This window comes from Dactylosporangium sp. CS-033363 (assembly GCF_050942475.1).
Lineage (GTDB): Bacteria > Actinomycetota > Actinomycetes > Mycobacteriales > Micromonosporaceae > Dactylosporangium.
On sequence record NZ_CP192032.1, the window covers coordinates 9,122,943 to 9,134,572 of the forward strand.

The 11,630-nt window shown below is 73.3% G+C and carries 11 protein-coding genes; 3 read left to right on the top strand and 8 right to left on the bottom strand.

Features of this window, described 5'->3' with window-relative positions:
• Positions 1-23: 23 nt before the first annotated feature.
• Both ACQPZ4_RS42065 and ACQPZ4_RS42070 read left to right on the top strand, forming a co-directional pair.
• The gene (locus ACQPZ4_RS42065) at positions 24-509 is read left to right on the top strand and encodes an NUDIX hydrolase (RefSeq protein ID WP_433049296.1); all 486 of its coding nucleotides are present in this window, start codon (positions 24-26) and stop codon (positions 507-509) included.
• Between the two features lie 84 nt (positions 510-593).
• Positions 594-1,250: an SGNH/GDSL hydrolase family protein gene (locus tag ACQPZ4_RS42070; RefSeq protein WP_433049299.1), complete on the top strand. Its 657-nt coding sequence runs from the start codon at positions 594-596 to the stop codon at positions 1,248-1,250.
• Here the strand turns inward: ACQPZ4_RS42070 and ACQPZ4_RS42075 are convergent.
• Genes ACQPZ4_RS42075 through trpC form a run of 4 tightly spaced genes read right to left on the bottom strand, consistent with a single transcriptional unit; the run spans position 1,237 to position 5,355 of the window.
• Positions 1,237-2,463: a PQQ-binding-like beta-propeller repeat protein gene (locus ACQPZ4_RS42075; RefSeq protein ID WP_433049302.1), complete on the bottom strand. Its 1,227-nt coding sequence runs from the start codon at positions 2,461-2,463 to the stop codon at positions 1,237-1,239. The two genes, ACQPZ4_RS42070 and ACQPZ4_RS42075, sit on opposite strands and share 14 nt — an antisense overlap.
• Positions 2,464-2,519: 56 nt before the next feature.
• The gene (gene trpA, locus ACQPZ4_RS42080; RefSeq protein WP_433049305.1) at positions 2,520-3,317 is read right to left on the bottom strand and encodes a tryptophan synthase subunit alpha; all 798 of its coding nucleotides are present in this window, start codon (positions 3,315-3,317) and stop codon (positions 2,520-2,522) included.
• Positions 3,314-4,531: a tryptophan synthase subunit beta gene (gene trpB / locus ACQPZ4_RS42085; RefSeq protein WP_433066908.1), complete on the bottom strand. Its 1,218-nt coding sequence runs from the start codon at positions 4,529-4,531 to the stop codon at positions 3,314-3,316. Before trpB ends, trpA begins: the two co-directional genes overlap by 4 nt.
• A gap of 20 nt (positions 4,532-4,551) precedes the next feature.
• The gene (gene trpC / locus ACQPZ4_RS42090) at positions 4,552-5,355 is read right to left on the bottom strand and encodes an indole-3-glycerol phosphate synthase TrpC (protein ID WP_350617520.1); all 804 of its coding nucleotides are present in this window, start codon (positions 5,353-5,355) and stop codon (positions 4,552-4,554) included.
• A 173-nt stretch (positions 5,356-5,528) separates the two neighbouring features.
• On the opposite strand from trpC, the gene ACQPZ4_RS42095 reads away from it, so the two are divergent.
• Positions 5,529-6,608, top strand: a complete 1,080-nt coding sequence (locus ACQPZ4_RS42095; protein WP_433049308.1) for a hypothetical protein — start codon at positions 5,529-5,531, stop codon at positions 6,606-6,608.
• Positions 6,609-7,724: 1,116 nt separating this feature from the next.
• On the opposite strand, the gene ligD is transcribed toward ACQPZ4_RS42095, so the two are convergent.
• The 4 genes from ligD to hisI form a co-directional block, all read right to left on the bottom strand.
• Positions 7,725-9,017: a non-homologous end-joining DNA ligase gene (ligD, locus tag ACQPZ4_RS42100; protein WP_433049311.1), complete on the bottom strand. Its 1,293-nt coding sequence runs from the start codon at positions 9,015-9,017 to the stop codon at positions 7,725-7,727.
• Between the two features lie 62 nt (positions 9,018-9,079).
• Positions 9,080-9,571 (bottom strand): Trp biosynthesis-associated membrane protein, encoded by a 492-nt coding sequence (locus tag ACQPZ4_RS42105; RefSeq protein WP_433049314.1) that lies wholly within the window; start codon positions 9,569-9,571, stop codon positions 9,080-9,082.
• Between the two features lie 59 nt (positions 9,572-9,630).
• Positions 9,631-11,166, bottom strand: a complete 1,536-nt coding sequence (locus tag ACQPZ4_RS42110) for an anthranilate synthase component I (RefSeq protein ID WP_433049317.1) — start codon at positions 11,164-11,166, stop codon at positions 9,631-9,633.
• Positions 11,163-11,510 carry a phosphoribosyl-AMP cyclohydrolase gene (hisI, locus tag ACQPZ4_RS42115; protein ID WP_433049320.1) on the bottom strand — a complete coding sequence of 116 codons (348 nt, stop codon included), beginning with the start codon at positions 11,508-11,510 and terminating at the stop codon, positions 11,163-11,165. The genes ACQPZ4_RS42110 and hisI overlap by 4 nt, the downstream gene beginning before the upstream one ends.
• Positions 11,511-11,630: the final 120 nt, after the last annotated feature.

Consider the following 11,630-nt stretch of genomic DNA (forward strand, 5'->3'; position numbering starts at 1 on the left):
GCGCCGGAGCCTAAAGTCGGGACATGAGCTACTCGACGCTGAGTAACGGCAGCAAGGTGACCACCGCGGTCGCCGCGGTCATCGAGGACGCGGCCGGCCGCGTCTTGTTGTGCAGGCAGGCCGGTGGCCACCAGCTGTGGGGCCTGCCCGGCGGCAAGACCCGCGCGGACGAGAGCCCGGTGCACGCCGTCATCCGGGACATCCGCGAGGAGACCGGCCTGGAGTCGGAGATCGTCGAGCTGATCGGGCTGTACCAGCTCACCGGCGACGCCTGCGGCAGCACCACCCCCGACCTGTTCGTCCACGTCTTCCGCGGCCGGCTCGACGGCGGCGGCCCGGCCCTCAACGCCCCCGGCCGGATCAGCCAGCTGTCGTGGCACTCGGCCGACGCGCTGCCGGAGCCGCTGACGGTCACCACCCGCACCGCGATCGCCGACGCGGCCGCCGGGCGCACCGGCGTGATCCGCGAGGTGCAGCGCGACAAGGAACCCGACGTCATCGACGCCTGAAAATTTCGCTCACTGAGCTTCCGGTGCGGCTTTCGTACCTGCACCGACGCGAAATCCCGCTGGATCGCCGCCGGGCGATCGTAGATGATCCAGTCCATGGTCCCGCGGTACTTCGCGCTCGGCGACTCGATGTCGATCGACGACTACGCGGGCGGGCCCGGCCTGGGCGCCGCCTCCCTGCTCGCCGACGACCTCGGCATCGAGCTGCTGCTGCTCGCGCGCGACGGCGCGACGAGCGACGACGTGCTGCGCCGCCAGCTCGGCCGGGTGCGCGACCGCCCCGCCCTGGTCACCATCACGATGGGCGGCAACGACCTGCTGACCGCGATCGTCGAGTCCCCCGACAAGGTCCCGGCCGCGGTGGCGGCGACGGCGGCCAACTACGACGCCTGCCTCGCGAGCCTGGCCGCCACGGGCGCGCGGATCGTGGTCAGCACCGTGTACGACCCGACCGACGGCACCGGCGACCTGTCCTGGGCCGGCCTGCCCGACGTCGACGAGGGCCTGGCCCTGCTGCACTCGATGAACGCGGCGATCCGCGCGTCGGCGGCCCGGCACGGCGCGCTGGTGGCCGACCTGCACGGCGCCTTCCTCGGCCACGGCGCCCAGGCCGGCGACATCACCCGGCCCGACTCCCACCCGGCCAACCGCGAGCTGTGGCTGTGCGGGCACATCGAGCCCAACGCCTGGGGCGCGCAGGCGATCCGCGACACCTGGCGGGCGGCGCTCAGGGGCGCTTGATGCCGAGCGCGTGCAGCTGTTGTACCGCCGCGAAGTACAGGTGGTCGCCCGCCAGGATCAGCGGCTCGTCGCCGTGCATCGCGTCCACGTCCAGCTCCAGCCGCCGCAGCAGCTTGCCGGTGCCCGCGTCGGCCGCGACCAGCTCGACGCGGTGGGTGCTGACGCCGCCGCGGACCGCGAAGTGGTACACCACCGCGTACACGACCCCGCCGCCGTTCACCGGGGCCCAGTAGCTGGCGTCGACCTCGGCGTGCAGGCCGTACGTGGTGTGCCAGCGCCCGGCCCCGCTCGCGGCGTCGAACGCGGCCAGCCCGCCGTGCCCGTCGACCACGAACAGCGCCCCCTCGCCGACGCTCGCGTGCACCGGCGACTGCAGCGTCCCGGCGTCGCACCAGCGCTGGGTGCCGTCGGCCGCGGCGTACGCGCAGACGCCGCGCTCCCCCACCGCGTAGACCGCGTCGCCGGCCGCCACGAGCTCGGCCCCGCTCACGTCGCGCCGCCAGGCCGGGGCGCCGGTGCGCGCGTCGAAGGCCTGCAGGTCGCCCGGCTCGGTGGCGGTCAGCACCAGGTCCCCGGCCCGCACGGGCGCGTGGAAGCCGGGCTCGCCGCTGAGCTGGGCGGACCACGCGACGTCGCCCGTCGCGCCGCGATACGCCGTCAGGGTGGCGCCGGCCCCGCGCAGGATCAGGTCGCCGGCCACCGTGAAACCGCCGGAGACCGCGTCCGGAAGGTCCACGGTCCACGTTTTCAGGCCCCCGCGGGTGTACGCCCTGAGCGTCCGTCGCAGCGCCGGCCGCTCGATCGCCTCGACGACCAGGGTGTCCCCGGTCGCCGCCAGCTCGCCGAAGGCCTGGCCGGGCTCGTCCACGAGGGGGCCGAGGTCGTCCCCGGTGGCGGCGTCGTACCGGCGGATCTGGCCGCTGGGGCCGCCCGAGGACCGGTAGACGGTGCCGTCGAGGACCACGGCGCCGCCGACCTGCTCGCCGGTGCGGGTGGCGGGCGCGGACCACGTCGTGCGCAGGGCCTTCGCCGTCGTCGCGTCGAGGGTGCCGGTCAGCGCCTGGTGGCCGCTGCGGCCCTGGTCGCCGCCGTTCTGCCGCCAGTCCGCGTCCGCGCCGGCGCCGTAGCCGGGGGTGGCCGCGCTCGCGTGCGCGCCGGGAGTGGCCGTGTTCGCGTGCGCGCTCGCCGGGGTGAGCGCGGAGAGGACGAGCACTAGCGGTACAAAACGGAAAATAAGCCGCACGAGGGACTCAACGAGCCCTGGACGGGTTAGTTCCGGCGCACGCCCTCGGCGAGTTCGGCGCTCAGTTTGCCGACCGCGGCCACGCCGGCCGCCGGGCTGTCGGCCTCGAGCAGGCACCGGACCAGGGCGCTGCCGACGATCACGCCGTCGGCGAACGCGGCCACCTCGGCCGCCTGCGCGCCGTTGGACACGCCGAGCCCGACCGCGACCGGCACGCTCGACCCGGCCGCGCGGACGCGGGAGACGATCACCGGCGCCGCGCTGCTGGTCTGGTCACGGGCGCCGGTGACGCCCATGACGCTCGTGGCGTACACGAAGCCGCGGCACTGCGCGACCGTGCTCGCGATCCGCGCGTCGGTCGAGGACGGCGAGACCAGGAAGACCCGGTCGAGCCCGTGCTGGTCGGCGGCGGTGATCCACTCCCCGGCCTCGTCGGGGATCAGGTCGGGCGTGATCAGCCCGGCCCCGCCCGCCTGCGCGAGGTCGGCCGAGAAGCGCTCGACGCCGTAGCGCTCGACGAGGTTCCAGTAGGTCATGGTGAGGATCGGCGCGCCGGTCGCGGCGGCCGCCTCGACGGTGCGCAGGCCGTCGCGGACGCGGAACCCGGCGCGCAGGGCGGCCTCGGTGGCGCGCTGGATGGTCGGGCCGTCCATGACCGGGTCGGAGTACGGCAGCCCGACCTCGACGATGTCCACCCCGTTGTCGATCATGGCCTTGATCGCGTCCGTGGCCGTCGGGACGTCCGGGAACCCGGCCGGCAGGTACCCGATGAGCGCGCTGCGCCCCTCGGCCCGGGCCTTGTCGAACGCGGTCTGCACGCTCATACGCCGAACCACTCCCGCGCGGTGTCCATGTCCTTGTCGCCGCGGCCCGACAGGCAGATGATCACGGTCGGCTCGCGGCCCAGGTCGGCGGCCAGCCCCGGGATGACCCGCAGGGCGCCGGCGACCGCGTGCGCGCTCTCGATGGCCGGGATGATGCCCTCGGTGCGGCACAGGAGCTTGAACGCGTCCATCGCCTCGGCGTCGGTGACCGGCTCGTACGCCGCGCGGCCGATGTCGTGCAGGTAGGCGTGCTCCGGCCCGACCGCCGGGTAGTCCAGCCCGGCCGAGATCGAGTGCGACTCGACGGTCTGGCCGTCCTCGTCCTGCAGGAGGTAGGTGCGGGCACCGTGGAGTACACCCATGGAGCCACCGGTGATGCTGGCCGCGTGCCGGCCCGTGTCGACGCCGTCGCCGCCCGCCTCGAAGCCGAACAGCCGCACGCCCTCGTCGGGCACGAACGCGTGGAACGCGCCGATCGCGTTGGATCCGCCGCCGACGCACGCCGCGACCGCGTCCGGAAGCTTCCCGGTCTGCTCGAGGATCTGGCGGCGGGCCTCGACGCTGATCCCGCCGACGAAGTCGCGCACCATCGCCGGGAACGGGTGCGGCCCGGCCGCGGTGCCCAGCAGGTAGTGCGTGTCGTCGACGTTGGTCACCCAGTCGCGCAGGGCCTCGTTGATCGCGTCCTTGAGCGTCCGGGAGCCGGTCGTCACCGGGATGACGGTGGCGCCGAGCATGCGCATCCGGGCGACGTTGAGGGCCTGGCGGCGGGTGTCCTCCTCGCCCATGTACACGACGCACTCGAGGTCGAGCAGCGCACAGGCGGTGGCGCTGGCCACGCCGTGCTGCCCCGCTCCGGTCTCGGCGATGACCCGCGACTTGCCCATGCGCTTGGTCAGCAGGGCCTGGCCGAGGACGTTGCGGACCTTGTGGGCGCCCGTGTGGTTCAGATCCTCGCGCTTGAGAAAGATCGTCGCTCCGGTACCGCGGGCAAGGCGCTCGGCCCGGTACAGCGGGCTCGGCGTGTTGGCGTAGTCGCGCAGCAGCCGCCCGAACTCCGCCTGGAACGCCTCGTCGGCCTGCGCGTGCCGGTAGGCGGCGTCGAGCTCGTCGAGCGCGGCGATGAGCGCCTCGGGGACGAACCGCCCCCCGTACGCGCCGAAGTGCCCCTCCGGATCGGGCAGCAGCCCGGCCGCCGACAGGAACGCGCTCACCGGGGCGCCCGCGGGGAGGCTCACCGGGCCGCCCGCGGGGTGGCCGGGTGGCTGCCCGCCGTGACCAGCTCGGCGACCGCGTCGCGGGGGCTCTTCTGCGTGACCAGGCCCTCGCCGACCAGCACCGCGTCGGCACCGGCGGACGCGTAGCGGATCAGGTCGTGCGGCCCCCGCACCCCCGACTCGGCGATCTTGACGACCTCGGCCGGCAGCCCGGGCGCGATCCGCTCGAACACCGTCCGGTCCACTTCCAGCGTGCGCAGGTTGCGCGCGTTGATCCCGATCACCCGGGCGCCGGCCTCCAGCGCGCGGTCGGTCTCCTCCTCGTCGTGCACCTCGACCAGCGCCGTCATCCCGAGGCTCTCGATGCGGTCGAGCAGCCCGGACAGCGTGTTCTGGTCCAGCGCGGCGACGATCAGCAGCACCAGGTCGGCCCCGTAGGCCCGCGCCTCGTGCACCTGGTAGGACGACACGACGAAGTCCTTGCGCAGCATCGGGATGTCGATCGCGGCCCGCACGGCGGCGAAGTCGTCCAGGCTCCCGCCGAACCACCGGCCCTCGGTCAGCACGCTGACGCAGCGCGCCCCGCCCGCCGCATACTCCTTCGCCAGCTCAGCCGGGTCCGGGATCTCGGCCAGCGCCCCCTTGGACGGGGAGGCCCGCTTGACCTCGGCAATCACGCCAACACCCGGCGCGCGCAGCTTGGCATACGCGTCCCGCGGCGGCGGAGCCTCGGCGGCGCGCTGTTTGATCTCTGCCAGGGGCACCTGGGCCTCGCGGACCGCCAGGTCCTCGCGCACTCCGGCGAGGATCTCGTCGAGCACCCGGCCGCTTTCCGCGTTGATCAAGGAGCTCCCCTCTCCGGTGGTCATGCGACCGATGCTAGGTCGCCCCCGGTCAGTGGACGGTCGCGGGGGTATGGCCGACATCACCTGAGTGGCTAGGGCATAATGCCTCGCCGCCGAGTTTTGTCGTACCCCCGTTCTAGGGTGTCGCCATGAGCGTGACGCGAGCAAACACATTGACGGCCACCTGGGCGTCCATGACCGCCGCGGCCGCTTTCTCGGCGTCGGCGATCTACCCCCTGCTGGCCCTGCTGGCCTCCGTGGCGACCGGCCGCGCCGCGTTCGAGTTGTCGGCCGTGGCCCCCACCCCGCTGGACCTCCCCCTGCGCGGCGCCCTAGGCCTGTGGACCCGCGAGGGAACCCCGCTCACGCTGGACTGGGCGGCGCGCGCGGACCCCCGCCTGACCGGCGACCCGCTGATCGACCGCCCGCTGCTGGACGCCTGGGCGGCGGCCCAGACCGGCGCTCCCGTCCCTCCGTTCCACTTACCCGGCGCGGACGAGGACACCCTCATCCTCGCCGCGGCCCTGGCAGTGACGGCGGACTGGACGACCCCGTTCACGGACGGCGTGCTGCGCCCTTCGACCGGCCCATGGGCAGGCCGCCGCCTGGCGTCGCTGCACCGCCGCACAGCGGACCTGACGCCCTTGCGCGTGGCCGCGACTCCCGCGGGCCCGGTCACGCTGCTGACGATCGCCGGCACCGGGGAGGTGGACGTCATCCTGTGCACGGCGGGCGGCCTGGCCTCGCCGCAGGCCGTCCTGGCCGCAGCCGTGTCGTCCTTCGGGACCGCGGCGCCCGCACGCAAGGGCCCGGGCGTGGTGTCATCGCTGGTGGACGCGCCCGACCCGGCACCGGAGCTGCTGGTGAAAGTTCCGCGCTTCGCCGCCGCGACGGTGCACGACTTGCTGGCCCCCGGCTTGGCGGACGCCTTCGGCCTGCGGTCGGCCACGGGCCCGTCGCCGTTCCCGGGCATCAGCTCCGCGCCCCTGCGGGTGGCGACGGCCGCGGTGAGCGTGGCGGCGGCCTTCACAGCGCCAGGCTTCCGCGCCGCTCCGGTGACACAGACCCCGCTGGTCCCCATGCCGTACGGCCCCCCGGCCCCAGCCACGGCGCGCCGCCTCCAGGTGACGGCCCGCTTCGACGAGCCGTTCGGCTACTTGGCGGTACATCGATCGACGGGCCTGGTGCTGATGGCGGGCTGGATCGACGACCCGGAGCCCGCCCGCTGACTTTTGTTCTTGCTCTTGTCCTGCTGTTGTTCTTGCCGCTCGCCTCGTAGGACAACTCCCCGCCGCCTCAGCCCTCCCCAACCTCAGCCGGCACCCTGATCTCACCTGGCGGGCCCGGGCGCAGTCGACCGCGCCTCTCCCTCGCAATCCGAAGACCCACCCGCGCTCTGATCGCGCAAATCCGCGACGGCCGCAAGATGCGGTCCGTCCTGGGCAGGGTTGGGCGGCTCGGCAACTTGCGTCAACTCATGTAAGAACTTGCGTCAGACAGCCGGCCGATGCCCTGCCGCGTCATTCCGCCGGCGCCTCCGGCGCCCCTCGCTACGCGAACCGCAAGATTCCCCCGGCGCCGCAAGGCGCCCAGCCCCGCAACCCGCAACGAGCCGCAAGATCGTTCCAGGCGCCACCGGCGCCACGGCTTCGCGCCCCTCGACGGACCGGATGCTGCCCCGGGCGCCGCAAGGCGCCCACCACCCGATCCCCACGGCGGCCCGCAAGCCCTTCCCGGCGCCGCCAGCGCCACGACCCGCAACCAACCGCGAACCGCAAGATCCGCCCGGCGCCGCAAGGCGCCCTCCACCCGCAACCCACCACGAACCGCAAGCCTTTCCAGGCGCCGCAAGGCGCCGCCGACCCGCAACCCACCACGAACCGGAAACCCGCTCCTCCGCCGCAGGCGCCCCCGGACCGGGACCACCGAACGACGACCACCACGGACCCGGCAGCGAACGACGGCCTGGACCACCGAACGGTGGCCAAACCACAGACACGGACCACGCCAATCGCGGTGCATAGGGCGGGCCGAAGGCGCCCCAAACCCACGACCAGGTGTGGCCCGGTGCTCCCCAGCCCAAGCGGCCGAACCCCGCCCACCCAACCAACCACACCGGCAAGCCCAACCCCCGAGACCCACGACCAGCACGAGCAACGGCCGGCGTCAACGCGCGCGGGCGTACGAGGGCGACCAACGAGCCGAGCAACAGCCCGACTGCCGAGGCCCATTGCGCACAAACGACGGCGACTGCGGACGTGCGGCGGCGGGGCGTTCCGGTCTTCCCACGCTATCAACCCCCACCAAGTTGATCAGGGATCCAGTCGCCACCCCGCTACGCAGGGCTACTCCGGAGGCGAATCCGGGGTTTCCGCAAGGTCGTCCGGAGCCGCGGCAGCATCGGGACGGCGCCAGCGAGCTGGGATTTCGCCCCTGGCAGCCATCTCCTTCCATTTTGCAAATGGATCAAAGTCGTGTTCCAGCGGTTCCTGCTCCGGGCGCTCCGCCTCCGGGACGTGGATGAGGTTGACGCGGATGCGGTACCAGACGGAATTGATGCCGCGCATGGAGTCGACCAGGACGTCGGCCGGTTCCAGGAGGGGCCAGACCTTGGGGTGGCGGTCCTTCCAGCGGTCGAGGTCGGCCAGGGCCTCCTCGCGCGTGGCGGTGCGGGTGATCTCGATGAGGGGCATCGTCGGCTGGCGGCGGCCCGCGCCCTTCTTGGCCGGGGCTCGCTTCTTGAAGGTCGACGCCAGCTCCAGCAGGGGTTCCAGGGAGCCGCGGGCGTGCTCGATGCCGGTCCACGGGTCGGGGCGGCCGGGGACCGTGTCCATCGTGTACCCGGACGGGTCGCAACCCGGAACCTCGTCCCAGCTCAGCGGGGTCGAGACCTTGGCCTCCTCCGACGGGCGGACCGAGAAGCCCGAGGCGGTGGTGTGGTCCTTGGCGTTCTGGTTGTAGTCCAGGAACACGCCCTGCCGCTCCTCCTTCCACCAGGCGCCGGTCGCGAGGTCCGGGGCGCGGCGGGCGACCTCGCGGGCGAAGCCCTCGGCGGCGCGGCGTACCTCGGCGAAGGTCCACCGCGGCTCGATGCGCGCGTAGATGTGGAAGCCGCGGGAGCCCGAGGTCTTGGGCCAGCCGGCCAGGCCGTACTCCTCCAGGACCTCGCGGGCGATCAGCGCCACGTCCACGACCTGGCCCCACGGCACGCCCGGCACCGGGTCGAGGTCGATGCGCAGCTCGTCCGGGTGGTCGAGATCCTCGGCGAGCACCGAGTGGGTGTGCAGCTCCAGGCAGCCCAGGTTCACGACCCACGCCAGCTGGGCGGCGTCGCGCAGGACGACCTCCTCCGCGGTACGCCCCGACGGGTACCGCAGTTCCGCCGTCTCGATCCAGTCCGGGCGTTTGGCGGGCGCGCGCTTCTGGAAGAAGGCCTCGCCCTCGATGCCGTTCACGTACCGCTTGAGCGCCATCGGCCGCCCGCCCGCCCCGCGCAGGGCGCCGTCGGCCACGGCCAGGTAGTAGCGCACCACGTCGAGCTTGGTGCGGCCGGACTTCGGGAAGTACACCTTGTCCGGATTGGTGATCGTCACCTCGCGCCCGGCGACCTCGATCACGTGCTCAGCGCTGCTCGCCATGCGCCGAACCCTACTAGGGCCGATCTCCCACCGCCCGACCTTCGCGAGGCCCGAAGCGCACCTCAGGGCCGGTCGTCGTCCGTGGGGTCCTCGCCGCGGTCCAGCGCATCCCACAGCTCGGTGTCGGGGTCGCGCTTCCGGTCCCGGGCGGGAGCGGCCGGAGACTCAGAAACAGCAACAGACGGCCGCTCGTACCGCGCACCCATACCCGGCCACGACCGTCCCACCCGCACGGTCACGAACCCCGCCGCCAGCACGACCAGCCCCAGCGGGACGCACACCAGCGGCCACACGAGCCTGACGTCGTCGCCCAGCGTGGCCAGGGAGGCGATCACGATCCCGGCCCCGGCGACGAGCAGCAGCACCCCGACGACCAGCCGGGCCACGGCGCGGGTCGCGAACAACGCGCCCGCCCCGGCCAGGGCGACCACGGCGAGGGCCGGGAGCCACGGCGCCAGCTCGGTGCCGGTGCGGTCGGTGTGCAGGGGTGGCAGCGGCGCGGGCTGGGCGACGGAGAGGGCCTGCCAGGATCGGGTGGCTGCCAGCAGTACCAACGCAGCAGCAACGGCGCAGGCTCCCGCCGTCGTCGCCAGTCCGCGCCGTCCGGTCCACGTCATCGGGCGGGCTTCAGCGTCTCGGCGGTCGCGATGGCGGCCAGCACCGCCGCGGCCTTGTTGCGCGTCTCGGTCTCCTCCGCGGCCGGGTCGGAGTCGGCGACGATGCCCGCCCCGGCCTGCACGTAGGCGATGCGGTCGCGCAGCAGGGCGGTGCGGATCGCGATCGCGGTGTCCATGTCGCCGCCGAAGCCGAAGTAGCCGACGACGCCGCCGTACAGGCCGCGGCGGGTCGGTTCGAGCTCCTCGATGATCTCCATCGCGCGGACCTTCGGGGCGCCGGACAGGGTGCCGGCGGGGAAGGTGGCGGCGAGGGTGTCGAAGGCGGTCCGGTCGTCGTTGAGCTCGCCGACGACGGTGGAGACGATGTGCATGACGTGCGAGTACCGCTCGACGGTCATGAACTCCGGCACCTCGACCGTGCCCGGCTTGCAGACCCGGCCGAGGTCGTTGCGGGCCAGATCGACGAGCATCACGTGCTCGGAGCGCTCCTTGGGGTCGGCGAGCAGGTCCGCCGCGAGCGCCGCGTCCTCCTCCGGCGTCGCCCCGCGCCACCTGGTGCCCGCGATGGGGTGCAGCAGCGCTCTTCTTCCATCGACCTTCACGTGTACTTCCGGTGAGGACCCGACCACGTCGAAGCCCTCGAAGCGCAGGAGGTACATGTACGGGCTCGGATTGGTCGTGCGCAGCACCCGGTAGACGTCGAGGGGGTCGGCGTCGGTCGGGCGCTCGAAGCGCTGGGCGACCACGATCTGGAAGCACTCCCCCGCGCGGATCGCCTCCTTCGCGGCCTCGACCGCCTTCGGGTACTCCCCGGCCGGCGTCCGGCTCACCACCTCGCCGAGCGGCACCCGGTCCACTGTGGACACCAGCGGCGGGGTCGGCCGGGACAGGGCGGTGGTCATCGCGTCGAGCCGGCCGATGGCCTGGTGGTACGCCGCGGTCACGGTCGCCTCGTCCGCCCCCGCCTCCGGCAGCACCGCGTTGGCGATCAGCAGCGCGGCGCCCTCGAAGTGGTCGAGCGCGACCAGGTCGGTGGCGAGCATCATCCCCAGCTCGGGGTGGCCGAGGTCGTCGAGCGCGATCTCGGGCAGGCGCTCGAAGCGGCGCACCGCGTCGTACGAGAGGAATCCGACGAGGCCCCCGGACAGCGGCGGCAGGTTGAGCGCCCGCAGGTCCGAGTCGTCGGCGGTGAGGGCGTCGATCGTGGCGCGCAGCACCTCCGTCGGCGCGCCGTCGGCCGGGACGTTCGCCGGGGGCGCACCCAGCCAGTGCGCGCGCCCTTCGCGCTCGACGAGGGTGGCGACACTGCGGACACCGATGAAGCTGTACCGCGACCACACCGCTCCGGCCGCGCCCGCCCCCTGCTCGGCGGACTCGAGCAGGAACGTGCCCGGGCCGCCGGCGAGCTTGCGGTAGACGCCGACCGGGGTCTCGCCGTCGGCCAGCAGCCGGCGCGTCACCGGGACGACACGGCGGGTGCGCGCGAGCTCGCGGAAGGTGGCCTCGTCGGGGGCCACGGCGCCGGTCGTCATCCGGTTACCTCCAGTGGGCTGTAGAAGCACGTGTGGTTGCCGGTGTGGCACGCGGCGCCGGTCTGCTCGACCGTGACCAGCAACGTGTCGCCGTCGCAGTCGATCGCGACGGCCTTGACGTGCTGGTGGTGGCCGGAGGTCTCGCCCTTCACCCAGTACTCCCCGCGGCTGCGCGACCAGTACGTCGCCCGCCCCGTGGTGAGCGTGCGATGCAACGCCTCGTCGTCCATCCACGCGAGCATCAGCACCTCGCCGGTGCCGTGCTCCTGCACGATCGCCGGCACCAGCCCGGCCTCGTTGCGACGGAGACGGTTCGCGACTTCTGGATCAAGGTTCGACGGCACGACGGCAATTCTCCCGCACGGCACGAACTCGGCGGTTTGGGGTCTATGGCTGCTGGTGTTGAAGGGGTACCTTGCAGGTGCGCCGCCAGGAAGATCTGCGCGGTCGCCCACCCTTCCCCG